Annotated in this window: 16 protein-coding genes; 11 read left to right on the top strand and 5 right to left on the bottom strand. The window is 71.6% G+C overall.

Annotation, left to right across the window (positions count from 1 at the left end; translation table 11 throughout):
• Nucleotides 1-15: 15 nt before the first annotated feature.
• The 5 genes from ACZ5D2_RS26330 to ACZ5D2_RS26310 all read right to left on the bottom strand — a co-directional run bounded on the left by ACZ5D2_RS26330 (nt 16) and on the right by ACZ5D2_RS26310 (nt 5,882).
• Nucleotides 16-930, bottom strand: coding sequence for an ABC transporter permease (locus ACZ5D2_RS26330; RefSeq protein ID WP_371679620.1), 915 nt, complete (start codon nt 928-930; stop codon nt 16-18).
• Nucleotides 927-1,940 carry an ATP-binding cassette domain-containing protein gene (locus ACZ5D2_RS26325; protein ID WP_371679621.1) on the bottom strand — a complete coding sequence of 338 codons (1,014 nt, stop codon included), beginning with the start codon at nt 1,938-1,940 and terminating at the stop codon, nt 927-929. The genes ACZ5D2_RS26330 and ACZ5D2_RS26325 overlap by 4 nt, the downstream gene beginning before the upstream one ends.
• A 68-nt stretch (nt 1,941-2,008) precedes the next feature.
• On the bottom strand, nt 2,009-3,340 hold the full coding sequence (locus tag ACZ5D2_RS26320) for a cytochrome P450 family protein (protein WP_468932571.1): 1,332 nt from the start codon (nt 3,338-3,340) through the stop codon (nt 2,009-2,011).
• On the bottom strand, nt 3,337-4,623 hold the full coding sequence (locus ACZ5D2_RS26315; protein WP_468932568.1) for a macrolide family glycosyltransferase: 1,287 nt from the start codon (nt 4,621-4,623) through the stop codon (nt 3,337-3,339). Before ACZ5D2_RS26315 ends, ACZ5D2_RS26320 begins: the two co-directional genes overlap by 4 nt.
• Entirely contained in the window at nt 4,623-5,882 is a 1,260-nt protein-coding gene (locus tag ACZ5D2_RS26310) for a macrolide family glycosyltransferase (RefSeq protein ID WP_371679625.1), read from the bottom strand. The genes ACZ5D2_RS26315 and ACZ5D2_RS26310 overlap by 1 nt, the downstream gene beginning before the upstream one ends.
• A 306-nt stretch (nt 5,883-6,188) precedes the next feature.
• Between ACZ5D2_RS26310 and ACZ5D2_RS26305 the strand changes: the two genes are divergently transcribed.
• The 11 genes from ACZ5D2_RS26305 to ACZ5D2_RS26255 all read left to right on the top strand — a co-directional run bounded on the left by ACZ5D2_RS26305 (nt 6,189) and on the right by ACZ5D2_RS26255 (nt 15,078).
• Entirely contained in the window at nt 6,189-6,326 is a 138-nt protein-coding gene (locus ACZ5D2_RS26305) for a hypothetical protein (protein WP_371679626.1), read from the top strand.
• A 76-nt stretch (nt 6,327-6,402) separates the two neighbouring features.
• On the top strand, nt 6,403-7,074 hold the full coding sequence (locus ACZ5D2_RS26300) for a flavoprotein (protein ID WP_468932564.1): 672 nt from the start codon (nt 6,403-6,405) through the stop codon (nt 7,072-7,074).
• Nucleotides 7,058-8,269 carry a macrolide family glycosyltransferase gene (locus ACZ5D2_RS26295; protein ID WP_468932561.1) on the top strand — a complete coding sequence of 404 codons (1,212 nt, stop codon included), beginning with the start codon at nt 7,058-7,060 and terminating at the stop codon, nt 8,267-8,269. Before ACZ5D2_RS26300 ends, ACZ5D2_RS26295 begins: the two co-directional genes overlap by 17 nt.
• Nucleotides 8,266-9,078 (top strand): NAD-dependent epimerase/dehydratase family protein, encoded by an 813-nt coding sequence (locus ACZ5D2_RS26290; RefSeq protein WP_371679629.1) that lies wholly within the window; start codon nt 8,266-8,268, stop codon nt 9,076-9,078. Before ACZ5D2_RS26295 ends, ACZ5D2_RS26290 begins: the two co-directional genes overlap by 4 nt.
• Nucleotides 9,063-9,917 carry a HipA family kinase gene (locus tag ACZ5D2_RS26285; RefSeq protein ID WP_371679780.1) on the top strand — a complete coding sequence of 285 codons (855 nt, stop codon included), beginning with the start codon at nt 9,063-9,065 and terminating at the stop codon, nt 9,915-9,917. The genes ACZ5D2_RS26290 and ACZ5D2_RS26285 overlap by 16 nt, the downstream gene beginning before the upstream one ends.
• On the top strand, nt 9,914-10,297 hold the full coding sequence (locus ACZ5D2_RS26280; protein WP_030236635.1) for a DUF3037 domain-containing protein: 384 nt from the start codon (nt 9,914-9,916) through the stop codon (nt 10,295-10,297). The genes ACZ5D2_RS26285 and ACZ5D2_RS26280 overlap by 4 nt, the downstream gene beginning before the upstream one ends.
• A gap of 135 nt (nt 10,298-10,432) precedes the next feature.
• Entirely contained in the window at nt 10,433-11,194 is a 762-nt protein-coding gene (fabG, locus tag ACZ5D2_RS26275) for a 3-oxoacyl-ACP reductase FabG (protein ID WP_371679782.1), read from the top strand.
• Between the two features lie 28 nt (nt 11,195-11,222).
• On the top strand, nt 11,223-11,984 hold the full coding sequence (locus tag ACZ5D2_RS26270; protein ID WP_371679783.1) for an SDR family oxidoreductase: 762 nt from the start codon (nt 11,223-11,225) through the stop codon (nt 11,982-11,984).
• 152 nt (nt 11,985-12,136) lie between these two features.
• Nucleotides 12,137-13,720 (top strand): ABC transporter substrate-binding protein, encoded by a 1,584-nt coding sequence (locus tag ACZ5D2_RS26265; RefSeq protein WP_371679784.1) that lies wholly within the window; start codon nt 12,137-12,139, stop codon nt 13,718-13,720.
• Between the two features lie 99 nt (nt 13,721-13,819).
• Nucleotides 13,820-14,488, top strand: coding sequence for a uracil-DNA glycosylase (locus ACZ5D2_RS26260; RefSeq protein WP_371681351.1), 669 nt, complete (start codon nt 13,820-13,822; stop codon nt 14,486-14,488).
• Between the two features lie 95 nt (nt 14,489-14,583).
• On the top strand, nt 14,584-15,078 hold the full coding sequence (locus ACZ5D2_RS26255) for a hypothetical protein (protein ID WP_371681352.1): 495 nt from the start codon (nt 14,584-14,586) through the stop codon (nt 15,076-15,078).
• The last annotated feature ends 63 nt before the right edge of the window (nt 15,079-15,141 follow it).

Genomic DNA, 15,141 nt, shown 5'->3' with positions numbered 1-15,141 from the left:
AGAACCCTCCAGGGGTCAGTGCTTCGGTGCGCGGAAGGCCGACACCGTGAGGGGGCCGAAGACGGCGAGCAGCAGGAACGACCACGCGACCGCGGCCGCCACGGGGTGGTCCTGTGGCCATCCGGCGCCGCCGGGTCCGGCCACGGGAAGGCCGAAGAGCTCCCGCACCGCGGAGACCACGGCGCTCACGGGGTTCCACTCGGCGATCGGGCGCAGGCCGGCCGGCAGGCCTCCGGTCGGCACGAAGACGTTGGAGACCATCGTCAGGGGGAAGGTCAGCATGCCGATGAGTTCCGTGGAGGACCGCGACGGCAGGACGAGGCCCAGCCACATGCCGAGCCAGCCGAACGCGTAGCGGGCGAACACCAGCAGCGCGAAGGCGGCCACGATCCGCGGCGCGGAGGCATCGGGCCGCCAGCCGACCAGCAGCCCGCAGCCCGCCATGACCGTCAGGGTGATCAGACCGCCCAGGATCTCGGCCAGGGACTGCCCGACGGGCACGCCGGTCCTGCTCATCGGCAGCGAGTGGAAACGGTCGCTGATCCCCTTGTCCTTGTCGTCGGCGACGGCGGAGGCACTCGCGGCGACCCCGAACACGGTCATCTGCGCCAGCATCCCCGGGATCAGGAAGTCGACGTAGGAAGCGCCTTCCGGAACCAGCATGTTGCTGCCGAGGACGTAGACGAAGAGCAGGGTGAAGACGAGGGGCAGCGCCAGCGCCATGACGGCGCGCTCGGGGGCACTGCGCAGGTGGGTCAGGTAGCGGCGGGTGATCGTCGCCGCGTCGCCGGCGGCCCAGCGCAGCCGTGCGAGCCGGGTCTCGTCCGACGGCGCACCGGGCGCCCCCACGACGGGGCCGACGCCCGCGCCCCGGGCCACCGGGCCGTCGGCGGCCCCGCGGGCCCCGCGGCCGGTCCGGGGGGTGGTCATGCCGCCTCCCCGGTCCCGGTGCACGGAGCCGTCAGGCTGATGAACACCTCGTCCAGCGTCGGGCGGCGCAGGGAGAGGTCCTCCACCTCCACACCGGCGCACCGCAGTTCGTCCAGCGCGGCGGCGAGCACCCCCGTGCCGGGTCCGGCGGCCGGGCCGGTGGCCAGGGTGACCCGCCGCAGCTCGTCCCGTACCGCCACGGTTCCGGCGCCGGTACGGGCCAGGGCCTCGGCGGCCGGTGCCAGCTGCTCGTGGTGGCGCACAGTGAGGTCGACGTACTCCCGGCCCAAGGAGGACTTCAGGGCGGAGGGCGTGCCCTCGGCTATCACCCGGCCGCCGGAGCCCTCCGGGTCGCCCAGCACGGCGATCCGGTCGGCGAGGTGGTCGGCCTCGTCCAGGTACTGCGTGGTCAGCAGGACGGTCGTGCCGGCCCGGACGAGCTCGCGGACGCTGTCCCAGAGCCCGTAACGGCTCTGCGGATCGAGGCCGGTCGTCGGCTCGTCCAGGAAGATCACCGCGGGGGGTACGACCAGGCTCACCGCCAGGTCGAGCCTGCGGCGCATGCCGCCGGAGTACGTGCGGACGGGGCGGTGGCCGGCGTCCTGGAGGCCGAACCGCTCCAGCAGCTCCCCGGAGCGCCGCCGGACGGCCGCCCCGCGCATGCGGTGCAGCCGGGCGAACATCTCCAGGTTCCCGCGGCCGCTGATCAGCTCGTCCACCGAGGCGTACTGTCCGGTCAGCGCGATGCGGCCGCGTACCCGGGCGGGGTCGGAGACGACGTCGAAGCCGGCCACGCGGGCGTGGCCGCCGTCCGGGAGCGACAGGGTGGCCAGGATCCTGACCAGCGTCGTCTTGCCGGCTCCGTTCGGTCCGAGCAGACCGCACACGGTGCCGGGGGCGACGGTGAGGTCGACGCGGTCCAGGGCCGTCTGCGCCCCGAAACGCTTGTGCAGGCCGCGGACTTCGACGGCGGCTTCGGGAGGCCGGGAGCCGGCCGGGGGTTGGAGCACGGGTTCCCCTTGACGGAAGGATGGGGTCGGACAGGGCGGGGCGGCGGGTGCGGCGGGCGCCGGTGCCGTCAGCCGGGACCGGGTCCGGGCGACGCGGACCGGTCCGGCCCGAGGCGCACCGGGAGGGTCATCAATCCCCGCATGTCCCCGACGGGGCGCCAGGCCTGTGGCCGGTCCTGGTCGGCCGCGGCCAGCTCCGGGTACCGGTCGAGCAGGGCCGTGAGCACCGTCTCCGTCTGCAGCCGGGCCAGTGGCGCGCCCAGGCAGTAGTGGATGCCGTGCCCGAAGGAGAGGTGCGGTCCGCGTTCCCGGGTGATGTCGAGGCCGTCGGGCCCGGGGAAGACCTCAGGGTCCCGATTGGCGGCGGAGAGCGCGACGCTGACGATGCCGCCGGCCGGGACGACGGTCCCCGCGATGTCGATGTCCTCGGTCGCCACCCTGAGGGTGGTGCGGGCCAAAGAGGGCTCGTAGCGCAGCAGTTCGTCGACCGCGGAGGGGACCAGTTCCGGACGGCGGCGCAGCAGCGCGAGCTGGCGGGGGTGGCGGAGCAGCGTGTCGACGGCGTTGCCGATCATCCCCGTCGTCGTCTCGTGCCCCGCGATCAGCAGGAGCACCAGCAGGCCGACGAGTTCGTCGTCGCCGAGGCGCTCGTCCCGTTCACCGGTGGCCACGAGGGCGCTGAGCAGGTCCGGCTGTTCCTCCGGGGGCAGGTCGGCCCTGACCCGGGGCCGGGTGACGGCGACCAGGGACGCGAACCACCGGTGGAGCCTGCGGGTGCGTTCCGCAGGACCGGAGGCGGGTGTCGTGCCCGCTCCGGAGACCGTGAGCATCCGGGTGGCCCATTGCAGGAGCGCGGCACGGTTGCCGTGGGGAACTCCGATGAGCTCGCTGATCACCAGCACCGGGAGGGGGAAGGCGACGGCGGCCGCCAGGTCGGTGACCGCCCCGCCGCCGGTCCGGGTCCCGGCCGTGTCCACCGCGCCGGTCGTCCGGGCCGCGTTCGCCGCGGAGTCGAGGAGCTCGTGCGTCAGACGTTCGACCGAGGGCCGGAGCTCCGCGACCCGGCGCGGTGTGAACGCTCCGGAGACGAGCCTGCGCAGCCGCGTGTGGTCCGGCGGGTCGCTGTTCACGAGCGGCAGGAAGAAGCTCTCCGAGCCGGAGACCCCGTACCCGGCCGCGCGCAGCGCGCCGGCCGCACGCCGGGGGTCCTTGGAGAACCTGGGATCCAGCAGGACCGCCCTCGCCTGGTCGTGCCGGGTCACGAGCCAGTACTCCAGCCCCTGGGGGTTGCGGACCCGGCACGCACCCTCCGACTGCCGCAGCCGCGCATAGTGTCCGTGCTGGTCCGCGAAGAACGCCGGGGTGTCGATGTCGGCCGGTGCGCCCGCGCCCGCCGTCACCCGTCAGCCCCGGTCCGCGGGGCGCACGCCGGCGCCGCCAGCGCTTCGAGGAAGTCCGCGGCGGCGGGTGCGCCGCCGGCGTGGTGGATGTGGTCGCGCATGGTGTGGGTGTGGTGGCGGTAGGTGGGGTCGGTGAGGACGTGGTGGGCGGTGTCGCGGAGGGTTTGTGGGGTGAGGTGGGTGCGGTGGAGGAGGCGGCCGAGTCCGAGTTCGGTGAGGCGGTCGGCGTTGGCGCGTTGTTCGCTCATCTGGGGGATGGCGACCATGGGTACGCCGAAGGAGAGGGATTCCATGACGCTGCCCATGCCGGCGTGGGTGATGAAGAGGTCGGCGTGGCGCAGGATCTGGAGTTGGGGTACGTGGGGGCGTATGTCGATGTGGGCGGGGACGTCGGTGAGGGTGGTGGGGGTGATCTGGTCGCCGACGGCCATGACGATGTCCCAGGGGGCGTCGGCGAAGGCGTCGACGCAGGTCTGGAAGAAGGCGGCGTTGTCGTTGTGGATGGTGCCGAGGGAGATCAGGACCAGGGGCCGCCGGTCGTCACCGTCACCATGACCGTCGCCGTCGCCGTCGCGGTCGTCTCCGGGGCGCACCCACTCACCGTCGGAGGCCCGCAGGGCCAGGCAGGGTCCGGCGAAGTGGACGTCCTCGCCGAACGTCTCGCCCTTGAACTGGAACGCGCGCGGTACGAAGACGAGCGCCGGACCCGACTCGCTGCCGGTCATCAGTTCCTTCGGCCCGATGGGCACCTTGAGCCGGTCCAGCAGTTTCGCGATGCCGTGGAAGACGCGCACGATCCCGGGGCTGAGCGGATCGACGTCCGTGCGGTGGCCGCCGAGTGACCAGTCGGCGTTCGCGGCGAACGTGGTCCGGTACGGCACGGCCGGGATACCGCGGCGCGCCGCGATCAGCCGGGCGGCCCATCCCGAGGGGTCGTCGTAGACGACCAGGTCGGGGCGGTCCGCGGCGAAGGCGCGGTCCAGGGGGGCGAGGAGCGCGAGCGTCTCGCGCAGCAGGTCGTGCAGGACCACGGCCAGGTCGTCGCTGCCGAAGCGGTCGGCGCGGTCCGCCGCGGAGTCCCTGGCCGGCAGTCCGTCCATGGTGGACTCGTAGCGCAGCACGGTCGCACCCGCTCCGGTCACGGCCGGCGCGAACCGGTCGGTCGTCGCGAAGGTGACCCGGTGTCCGCGCGCGGTGAGTTCCTCCACGACGCCGAGGGCCGGATTCACGTGCCCGTGTCCCGGGAGCGCGAAGAACGCGATGTGTGTCGTTTTCCCGGTCATCACGCGCGCTCCCGTGCGGCCGCGAGTACCGCCTCCACGACGTCCGCGGCGGCGGGTGCGCCGCCGGCGTGGTGGATGTGGTCGCGCATGGTGTGGGTGTGGTGGCGGTAGGTGGGGTCGGTGAGGACGTGGTGGGCGGTGTCGCGGAGGGTTTGTGGGGTGAGGTGGGTGCGGTGGAGGAGGCGGCCGAGTCCGAGTTCGGTGAGGCGGTCGGCGTTGGCGCGTTGTTCGCTCATCTGGGGAATGGCGACCATGGGTACGCCGAAGGAGAGGGATTCCATGACGCTGCCCATGCCGGCGTGGGTGATGAAGAGGTCGGCGTGGCGCAGGATCTGGAGTTGGGGTACGTGGGGGCGTATGTCGATGTGGGCGGGGACGTCGGTGAGGGTGGTGGGGGTGATCTGGTCGCCGACGGCCATGACGATGTCCCAGGGGGCGTCGGCGAAGGCGTCGACGCAGGTCTGGAAGAAGGCGGCGTTGTCGTTGTGGATGGTGCCGAGGGAGATCAGGACCAGGGGCCGCCGGTCGTCACCGTCACCGTGACCGTCGCCGTCGCGGTCGTCTCCGGGGCGCACCCACTCACCGTCGAACTTGCGCTCCGACCAGCACGGTCCGACGAAGTGGAACTCCTCGCCGAACGTCTCGCCCTTGAACTGGAACGCGCGCGGGATGTAGACGAGTGCCGGACCCGACTCGCTGCTCCCGAAGAACTCCTGCGCGGAGCAGGACGCTCCGACCCGCTCCAGCATCGTGCCGATCTCCCCGAACACCGCGTTCAGCCCGGTGTGTTCCGGGTCGAACTCCGCGTACTCGCCGTCGGTGCCCAGGGACCAGTGTTCGTTCGCCGCCAGCGTGGGGATGCTGCGCACGGCGGGGATGCCCCAGTCCTCCGCGAGCAGCCGCCCCGTCCAGCCGGACAGCCCGTCGTAGATCAGCAGATCGGGACGGTCGTCGGCGAAGGCGCGCCGCAATTGCGGGAAGAGGGCTTCGGTCTCCTGTACCAGTCCGCGGAGCACCTGGACGAAATCGCCCGTCGTGAAACGGTCGTTGTCCTCCAGGTCCGTCATCGTGGACCGGTACTTGCCCATCACGGTCTCGTACGGGACCAGCGTTGCGCCGGCCTTCTCGACCTCGGCGCCCTGGCTGGCCGTCACCGCGTAGCTGACGCGATGGCCGCGCGCCACGAGTTCCGCGACGATTCCCGCCGTCGGATTGACGTGGCCGGTGCCAGGAATGTTGAAGAACGCGATATGGGGCATCGGGTCACCTGCTTTTTCGGCGGCAGATCGGCAATCGGAAGCGCACCGTAGCAAATATTCAGGCGGGTTCGGTACGCGAGGGACGGGAAATCGCCGGGAGGGGCGCAAGATGAGATCCCGTCTCGCACCCGGGTGTGAGACGGAGGTTCTCCCTCCTACCGGGAGGGTGGCCGAGAAACCAGTTGGGCGGCTGAAGAATCCTCCGTGCGGCTCGGACACGATGGCGTCGGTCGTCCGGTTCCCCGGCGGCCCCATTCCGATTCATTTCGCTTCCGCGTAAATGACTCATTATTCAAGGAGAGAACCATGCCTGTGGCTGAGCTGCTCGCCGACGACCTGCTCGAGCTGGATGCCCTGACCGAGGACGACCTCCTCGTCGAGGCGGACGACAAGGAGGCGCAGGCCATCCTGTGCGCCTGCTGCTGCTCCTGGTGCGGCTGCTGAGTGTCGGTCTGATGGGCGTTTCCCGGGAGGCCCCGGCCTCCCGGGAGGCGCGACGGGATCGGAGTACGACATGGCAATGGAACAGAACTGGGGAATGCCTTCGATGAAGATTCCCCCCGTAGGAATAAAGCGACTTCTCCTCGTCGGTACCGGATCGTCGAACGCCGCGTTCCTGCCACTTTGGGTCAACTGGCTCCAGGTGAGTTATCCGGACGTGGAACTGCGGATCGTCCTCACTCGGTCCGCGCAGCGTTTCGTCACGCGTGAAGGACTTTCGGTCCTCACCAATCGCGCGGTATTCGAGGATTCCTGGTCCGAGGAGCCGCAGGTCCGGAAACTCCATGTGGAGCTGGCGAACTGGCCCGACGCGATAGCCGTCTATCCGGCCGGAATGCATTTCATCGCGCGTCTGGCCCAGGGACTCGCGGACACCCCGGCGACGATGGCCCTGCAGTGCACGCGGGCCCCCATCGCGCTGGCCGCCGCACTCCCGCCCGGCGGGTGGGAGAGCGCCGCCATGCGCGACCACCGGGCCAGGCTCGCGGGCCGCGACAACCTGGTGCTCCGGCCGCCGGTCAAGGGGCTCAGCATGACGACGGGCCGTCAGGACGGTAACCAGCCCGAGGCCTTCCCCGCCCTCCTGCGCAGCCTCGAAGACCTCCGCGCCCGCCGTGCCGCCGCGCACGACCGGCCCGCGGCGGAATCCGGGGCGGAATCCGGGGCGGTGAGCGATGCCGGCGGAGCCTGACGGCCCCGGCTCCCCGCACGCCGGGGCCGGCCACCGGCACGTGGCGATCTTCACCGCCGCCGCGCACAGCCACATCAGCCCGCTGCTCGGTACCGTCACCGAGCTGGTGCGCCGCGGTGTCCGGGTCAGCTACGCGACCACCCGGCGGTTCGCACCGCTGGTCGAGGCCGCGGGGGCCGAAGCCGTGGTGTTCGGGTCCTCCCTCCCGTCCGACCCGGCCGACTGGCCGTCGGACGCCCGGCGGCTGCCCCTGCTGTACCTCGCCGACGCACGGGCCACCCTGCCCGAACTGGAGGAGAGCTTCGCCGGCGCGCGGCCCGGACTGGTCCTCACCGAGGACCCGGCCGGCGCCGGCGGCGTGCTCGCCGCCAAGTGGGGAATCCCCTCGATGCAGGTGTGGACGTACCTGGCGACGCCCCGGCACTGGTCCCTCGCCGAGCCCGGCACCCCGGGCGCCAATCCCTACGCGGGCGAGTTCCTGTCCGGACTCGCCGGGTTCCTGGCCGACGAGGGGGTACGCACCGACGTGCGCGAACACCTCGACGCGGCCTTCTCGGGGGGCCTCGTCCTGGTCCCGCGTTCCTTCCAGCCGGACGGGGAGGCCTACGGCGACGCGCACACCTTCGCCGGGCCCGCCCTCCCCCCGGGGCCGGAGCCGGGGCAGTGGAAACCGCCGCGCGAGGACGTCCCGGTCGCGCTCGTCACGCTGGGCTCCGTCGACCACGGTCACCCGGAGTTCCACGCCGTGGCGGCCGAGGCGTTCGCCGGACTCGACTGGCACCTCGTGATGGCGATCGGTGACCGTACCGACCCCGCGGCGCTCGGCCCGTTGCCCCCGAACGCGGAGGTGCACCGCTGGGTGCCGCAGCGCGCCGTCCTGTCCCACGCCTCGCTGGTCATCCACCACGGGGGGATGGCCACCACGATGGAGAGCCTGCACCACGGGGTGCCGTCCCTCGTCGTGCCCCGGCTCCCGGAGCAGGCCGCCAACGCCAGGCGCCTGCGCGACCTCGGGCTCGGCGTGGCGCTCCCCCTCCGCTCCGTCACCGCCGACGTCCTGCGCCGGGCGGTGACGGCCCTGCACGCCCACGACGGCGTCCGCCGCCGGGTCCGCGCCGTGCGGGACGACATCCGGAAGGCGGGCAACGCGGGGGTCGCGGCGGACGCGGTGGAGCGACGGCTCCCCCGGACATGACGGCGGAGCTCATCGGCGGAGGCTTCCTCGCGGGGTACCTCCGTCACCACCTCGACCGGAACGTCCCCGCCACGGTCCTGGCCGCCGGGGTGTCCGACACCGCGGAGTCCGCACCGGAGCGGTTCCTCCGGGAAGCCGCGCTGGTGTCCGAGACCGCCCGGCGGTGCAGGGAACGCGGCCGCCTCCTGGTGTTCCTCTCCTCCGCGTCCACGGGGCTGTACGGCAGGGCGGGCGTGGGCCTCGAAGACGTCCCCGCCGAGCCGGTGTCCCCGTACGGGCGGCACAAACTGGCCATGGAACGACTGGTGGCCGACTCCGGCGCGCTCCGGCTGACGCTCCGGCTGAGCCACCTCGTCGGGCCCGGGCAGAATCCGGCACAACTGGTCCCGTCCCTGGTCCGCCAGATCCGTACGGGCCGTGTCACGGTGCACCGCGGAGCGCGCCGAGACCTGATGGACGTACGCCACTTCGCCACCGTCCTCGACCGGCTGCTCGCTCTCGGAGTGTGCGACCACACGGTCAACGTGGCCTCCGGGACGAGCGTTCCCACCGAACGGATCGTCCGGACCCTGGAGACGGCGATGGGACGATCCGCGCACCGGGCCTTCCACGACGTGCCGGCCGAGACCCTCTCGGTCTCCAACCGGCGCCTGCGGGCGCTCGTCCCCGAGGCGGCAGGCTTCGGATTCGGCCCCGACTACCTGGACGACCTGGTCAGGCGGTACGTGGGTGAGGAGCGGCGGCCGGAGAAATCCCGGGACGGGTACGCCCGCCCGCCAGCTAGCCTGGGCAAATGCTCACAGAAGTGATCGCGACCCGCTACGTCACGCCCCTGCGTGAGGGCGGCTCGCTCCCGGGGATCGTCGAGGCCGACGATCTCGGGACCTACGTCATGAAGTTCACCGGAGCCGGCCAGGGACGCAAGACCCTGGTCGCCGAAGTCGTGTGCGGGCGCCTCGCCCAGCGGCTGGGCCTGCGGGTCCCGCAGCTGGTGGGGATGCAGCTCGACCCCGTCATCGGGCTCGCCGAGCCGGACCAGGAGGTCCAGGAGCTGCTCAAGGCCAGCGGCGGGCTCAACCTCGGGATGGACTACCTGCCGGGCTCGATCGGCTTCGACCCGCTCGCGTACCAGGCCGACCCGGCCGAGGCGGGCCGCGTGGTCTGGTTCGACGCCCTGATCAACAACGTCGACCGCTCCTGGCGCAACCCCAACATGCTGGTCTGGCACGGCGACCTGTGGCTCATCGACCACGGCGCCACCATGATCTGGCACCACAACTGGCCCACCGCCCGGGCCGCCGCGGCCAAGCCGTACAACGCCTCCGACCACGTCCTGGCCCCCGTGGGCCCGGACATCGCCGCGGCCGCCGCCGAGCTGGCCCCGCTGGTGACCGAGGACCTGCTCACCGAGGTCACCGCCGACGTCCCCGACGAATGGCTGGTCGACGAGCCCGGTTTCGACTCCGCCGACGCGGTGCGCCGCGCCTACGTGGAGGCGCTGCTGCCGCGCGCGGCGACGATCCACGAGAGGATCACCATGGAGGCCGAGGTCAGGCCGCGGTCCGGTCCGCCGGGCTGGCTGGCCGAGCGGCTGCCTCCCCAGCCGGACAAGTCGGACGAGAACGAGCGGAAGAGCGGCGACGAGTGACCGAGCGGGACGTGTTCGAGTACGCGCTGGTGCGCGTGGTGCCCCGGATGGAGCGCGGCGAGTGCTTCAACGCCGGGGTCGTCGTCTACTGCCGGGCGCACGCGTACGTCGCCGCGCGCACCCACCTCGACGAGGCGAAGCTCCTCGCGCTGGACCCGGGGGCCGACGTGGCCGGCGTCCGGGCCGCGCTGCGCGGGGTCGAGGGGCTGTGCGCGGGCGGCGAGCGGGCCGGACAGGCGGCCGGCGACGACCCGGGGCGCCGCTTCCGGTGGCTGATCGCCCCCCGCAGCACGGTGGTCCAGCCCGGTCCGGTCCACACCGGTCTGACGGCCGACCCGGAGGCCGAGCTGGAACGCCTCCTCGACCTGCTGGTCCGCTGACGCGGGGATCGGCGGGACGCGCGCGCCGGGGTGCCGTTGACACGAGGTGTCACGGCTCCTAGCGTCTCCTCAGCTGAAGCTACTAAGCGGTTGCTCACCTTCGGGCGGCCGCTCTCAACGGCGAGGAGATCCAGCATGTCCACCACCGAGCAGCGCGTCGCGATCGTCACCGGGGCGGCCCGGGGCATCGGCGCCGCCACCGCCGTGCGCCTGGCCGCCGAGGGCCGTGCGGTCGCCGTACTCGACCTGGACGAGGCGGCCTGCAAGGACACCGTGGAGGCGATCACCTCCGCCGGCGGCCGGGCCCTGGCGGTCGGCTGCGACGTCTCCGACAGCGCCCGGGTGGAGGCGGCCGTCGAGCGGGTCGCGAGCACGCTCGGCGCCCCGACCATCCTGGTCAACAACGCGGGCGTGCTCCGCGACAACCTGCTGTTCAAGATGAGCGACACCGACTGGGACACCGTCATGAACGTGCACCTGCGGGGCGCGTTCCTGATGGCGCGGGCCTGTCAGAAGTACATGGTGGAGGCCAAGTTCGGCCGGGTCGTGAACCTCTCCAGCAGCTCCGCGCTGGGCAACCGGGGCCAGGCCAACTACGCCGCCGCCAAGGCCGGTCTGCAGGGCTTCACCAAGACCCTGGCCATCGAGCTGGGCAAGTTCGGCGTCACGGCCAACGCGGTCGCCCCCGGTTTCATCGTGACGGAGATGACCGCCCAGACGGCCGCCCGCGTCGGCATGGGCTTCGAGGAGTTCCAGGCGGCCGCCGCCACGCAGATCCCGGTGCAGCGCGTCGGCCGCCCGGACGACATCGCCAACGCCATCGCCTTCTTCACGGGCGAGGCCGCCGGCTTCGTCTCCGGCCAGGTCATGTACGTGGCCGGCGGCCCGCTCAACTGACCCGTCCACGAGAGGCAGGGCGTACGGCATGACGTACAACGGCATCGACAGCGGCAAGGTCGCGCTGATCACCGGCGCGAGCCGGGGCATCGGCTACGGGATCGCCGAGGCGCTGGTCGCCCGGGGCGACCGGGTCTGCATCACCGGGCGCAACGAGGAATCCCTCAAGGAGGCCGTCGAGCGGCTCGGCGCGGACCGGGTGATCGGCGTGGCCGGGAAGGCCCACGACGAGGCCCACCAGGCCGTCGCCGTGGACCGCGCGATGGAGGCCTTCGGCCGCGTCGACTTCCTGGTGAACAACGCGGGGACCAATCCGGTCTTCGGGCCGATGGCGGACCTCGATCTCGGGGTCGCGCGCAAGGTGTTCGAGACCAATGTGATCTCGGCCCTCGGTTTCGCCCAGCGGACCTGGCACGCCTGGCAGAAGGACAACGGCGGGGCGATCGTGAACATCGCCTCCATCGCCGGCGTCTCCGCCTCGCCCTTCATCGGGGCGTACGGGATGAGCAAGGCCGCCATGATCAACCTCACCCTGCAGCTGGCGCACGAGATGGCGCCGAAGGTGCGGGTGAACGCGATCGCCCCGGCGGTGGTCAAGACCAGGTTCGCGCAGGCGCTCTACGAGGGCCGTGAACAGGAGGCCGCCGCGGCGTACCCGCTCGGCCGGCTGGGGGCCCCGGAGGACATCGGGGGCGCGGCGGCATTCCTCACATCTGCACAAGCGGAATGGGTAACTGGACAAACCCTCGTGGTCGACGGAGGCATGTTCCTCAATGCCGGAGTCCACTGACCGATAAACGGACGCATTTGCCTCCCGCGGGGAGGCAAATGCGTATCGAATACGCACGTAATCGGTCAAGTGCCTCACGAAACCTGCCCATTGGATTTGTGACGTACTGCGGTAGGGTCTGCCGCACCCCTGGCTGATCGAGGAGCGTGCACGTGTTCAACCGGACCAGATGCCTGCAGGTCTCTGCGGCCCTTGCGTCCATATCCCTGCTCGCCGGATGCGGTCTGTTCTCCGACGACAGCGGAGACAAGGCCAAGAGGATCGTGGTCGGCACGACGAGCGCCCCGAGCACCCTAGATCCGGCGGCGGCGTGGGACGGCTCCTGGGAGCTCTACCGGAACGTCTACCAGACCCTCCTGGCGTTCCCCACGGGCAGCACGAAGCCCCAGCCGGACGCCGCCCAGGGGTGCGAGTTCACCGACACGGCGAACACCGCCTACCGGTGCACGCTGCGCAAGGGGCTGAAGTTCTCCGACGGCGAGCCGCTCGACGCCAAGGCCGTCAAGTACTCCCTGGACCGGATCAGGAAGATCGATTCGAAGGTCGGCCCCAAGGGCCTCTTCAACTCCCTCGACAAGATCGAGACCCCGGACGCGCTGACCGTGGTCTTCCACCTGAACACCCCGGACGCCACCTTCCCCTTCGTCCTCGGCTCGCCCGCCGCCTCACTGGTCGCGCCCAAGGAGTACCCGGCGGACAAGGTGCGCGAGGACGGCAAGGTCACCGGATCCGGCCCCTACGTCCTCACCTCGTACAAGGCGGGCTCCGAGGCCGTCCTGGGCAGCAACGAGACCTACCAGGGCTTCGCCAACCGCCACAACGACGGCGTCACGATCCGCTACTTCAAGAAGTCCGACGCGATGGTCGCGGCCCTGAAGTCCAAGGAGATCGACGCGACCTACCGAGGCCTCTCCGCCCCCGAGATCAAGGACCTGCAGAGCCCGGCCTCGCACAACGCGGGCGTCCAGGTCGTCGAGAACGTCGGCGCGGAGATCCGCTACCTGGTGTTCAACCCCAAGGACCCGCAGGTCGCCAAGCTCCCCGTGCGCCAGGCCATCGCCCAGATCGTCGACCGCGGCGCGCTGGTCACCAAGGTCTACCAGGGCACCGCCGAACCGCTGTACTCGATGGTCCCCAAGGGGGTCGTCGGCCACAAGACGCCCTTCTACGACCTCTACGGCCAGCCCAGCGTCGACAAGGCCCGGAAGATCCTCAAGGACGGCGGGGTCCCCACGCCGGTCGACCTGACCCTCTGGTACACCTCGGACCGCTACGGCGGCTCCACCGCCGACGAGTTCACCGAACTCAAGCGGCAGCTGGACGAGAGCGGGCTCTTCAAGATCACGCTGCGGAACAAGCCCTGGGTGGAATTCCAGGTCGGCTACAAGAACAGCGAGTACCCGATCTTCGGCCGCGGATGGTTCCCCGACTTCCCGGACCCGGACAACTTCATCGCGCCGTTCGTCGGCAAGGAGAACGCGGTCGGCACCCCGTACGAGCCCCCCGCCATCGTGAACGAACTGCTGCCCAATTCCCGTCGCGAGGGCGACCGCGCGGCCGGCGTCCGGGAGTTCGAGCAGGCACAGCAGATCTTCGCCCAGGACGTCCGCCTGCTGCCCCTGTGGCAGGGCAAGCTCTACGTCGGCGCGCGCGAGGACATCGCCGGCGCCGAGCGGGCCCTCGACCCGCAGACCGCCATGCAGATGTGGGAGCTGTACCGCAAGACCAGCTGGTGACGTCCGCGGGCGGTGCCCGGGTCGTGGCGTTGTCAGTGGTCCCCGGTAGGTTCTGAGCAGTTGCACGAACTTGTACCGGAGGTTGTCGACGTGACCCAGATGCTGCCCGAGTCCTGGCTCCCCGTTCTCGGCGGGGAGCTGGACCAGCCCTACTTCAAGGAACTCACCGAGTTCGTCGAGAAGGAACGGGCGAACGGGCCGGTCTACCCGCCCCGCGAGCAGGTCTTCGCGGCCCTGGAGGCGACGCCGTTCGACCGGGTCAAGGTGCTGGTCCTCGGCCAGGACCCGTACCACGGCGCGGGCCAGGGGCACGGCCTGTGCTTCTCCGTGCAGCCCGGGGTCAAGACCCCGCCCTCGCTGCGCAACATCTACAAGGAGATGAAGGAGGAGCTCGGCCTGCCGGTCCCGGACAACGGGTACCTGATGCCGTGGGCCAACCAGGGCGTCCTCCTGCTCAACGCGGTCCTCACCGTCCGCGAGGCCGAGCCGAACTCGCACAAGGGCAAGGGCTGGGAGAAGTTCACCGACGCCGTGATCCGCGCGGTCTCCGACCGTCCGGACCCGGTCGTCTTCGTCCTCTGGGGCGCCTACGCCCAGAAGAAGATCCCGCTGATCGACGAGGAGCGGCACGTCATCGTCAAGGGCGCCCATCCCTCGCCGCTGTCGGCGAAGAAGTTCTTCGGCTCCCGCCCCTTCACCCAGATCAACGAGGCCGTCGCAGCCCAGGGCCATGAGCCGATCGACTGGCGGATCCCGGACCTGGGCTGACGCCACACCGCGCCTCGGCGTCAGAGGCGCCGCCTGCGGCTAGCTTCGTGACGACCGGACCGGAGCGGGTCCGGCGGAGCGAGCCGGAGGCCGCGTTGAGGGAGCAGCAGGAGGCGTCGGAGGACGCCGTCATGACCAGGATCGGCCAGGCGGTCATCCTGCTGCACGCGGGTGACCGCGAGGAGGCCCGCAACCGCCTCGGCGAGATCTGGTCCGAGATCGGCGAGGAGGGGGACGGTCTCCACCGCTGCACCCTCGCGCACTACCTGGCCGACGCCCAGGACGACCCCGGCGACGAACTGGCCTGGGACCTGAGGGCGCTGACCGCCGCCGAGGGGCTCGCGGACCGGCCCCGCGAGACGGTCCGCGCCTTCTACCCGGCACTGCACCTCAGCCTCGCCGCCGACTACGTCAAACTCCGCCGTCCCGAGGCGGCCCGGGTGCACCTGGCGCGGGCCCGCGCGGCCACCGCGGAGCTCTCCGACGACGGGTACGGCAACGGCGTGCGGGCCGCCATCGCCCGGCTGGAGCGGCGGCTCGCGACGGAGCCGGGGCAGGGGCCCCGGCCGTTTCCCGGGCAGGGCCCGTAGGGCGGGCCGGGCCGACGGGGCGGGCCGGCGGGGCGGCGGGGCGGGGCCTCGGGGCCGTAGGGC

The organism is Streptomyces sp. NPDC031479 (assembly GCF_055581065.1).
This window is presented reverse-complemented; position numbering and strand designations above follow the sequence as displayed.

Coding starts and splice junctions, on each gene's coding strand:
- ACZ5D2_RS26305 (WP_371679626.1), top strand. CDS start 6,189: ATGCCTGTGGCTGAGCTGCTCGCCGACGACCTGCTCGAGCTGGATGCC.
- ACZ5D2_RS26290 (WP_371679629.1), top strand. CDS start 8,266: ATGACGGCGGAGCTCATCGGCGGAGGCTTCCTCGCGGGGTACCTCCGT.
- ACZ5D2_RS26260 (WP_371681351.1), top strand. CDS start 13,820: ATGCTGCCCGAGTCCTGGCTCCCCGTTCTCGGCGGGGAGCTGGACCAG.
- ACZ5D2_RS26270 (WP_371679783.1), top strand. CDS start 11,223: ATGACGTACAACGGCATCGACAGCGGCAAGGTCGCGCTGATCACCGGC.
- ACZ5D2_RS26310 (WP_371679625.1), bottom strand. CDS start 5,882: ATGCCCCATATCGCGTTCTTCAACATTCCTGGCACCGGCCACGTCAAT.
- ACZ5D2_RS26300 (WP_468932564.1), top strand. CDS start 6,403: ATGGAACAGAACTGGGGAATGCCTTCGATGAAGATTCCCCCCGTAGGA.
- ACZ5D2_RS26315 (WP_468932568.1), bottom strand. CDS start 4,623: ATGACCGGGAAAACGACACACATCGCGTTCTTCGCGCTCCCGGGACAC.
- ACZ5D2_RS26330 (WP_371679620.1), bottom strand. CDS start 930: ATGACCACCCCCCGGACCGGCCGCGGGGCCCGCGGGGCCGCCGACGGC.
- ACZ5D2_RS26285 (WP_371679780.1), top strand. CDS start 9,063: ATGCTCACAGAAGTGATCGCGACCCGCTACGTCACGCCCCTGCGTGAG.
- fabG (WP_371679782.1), top strand. CDS start 10,433: ATGTCCACCACCGAGCAGCGCGTCGCGATCGTCACCGGGGCGGCCCGG.
- ACZ5D2_RS26295 (WP_468932561.1), top strand. CDS start 7,058: ATGCCGGCGGAGCCTGACGGCCCCGGCTCCCCGCACGCCGGGGCCGGC.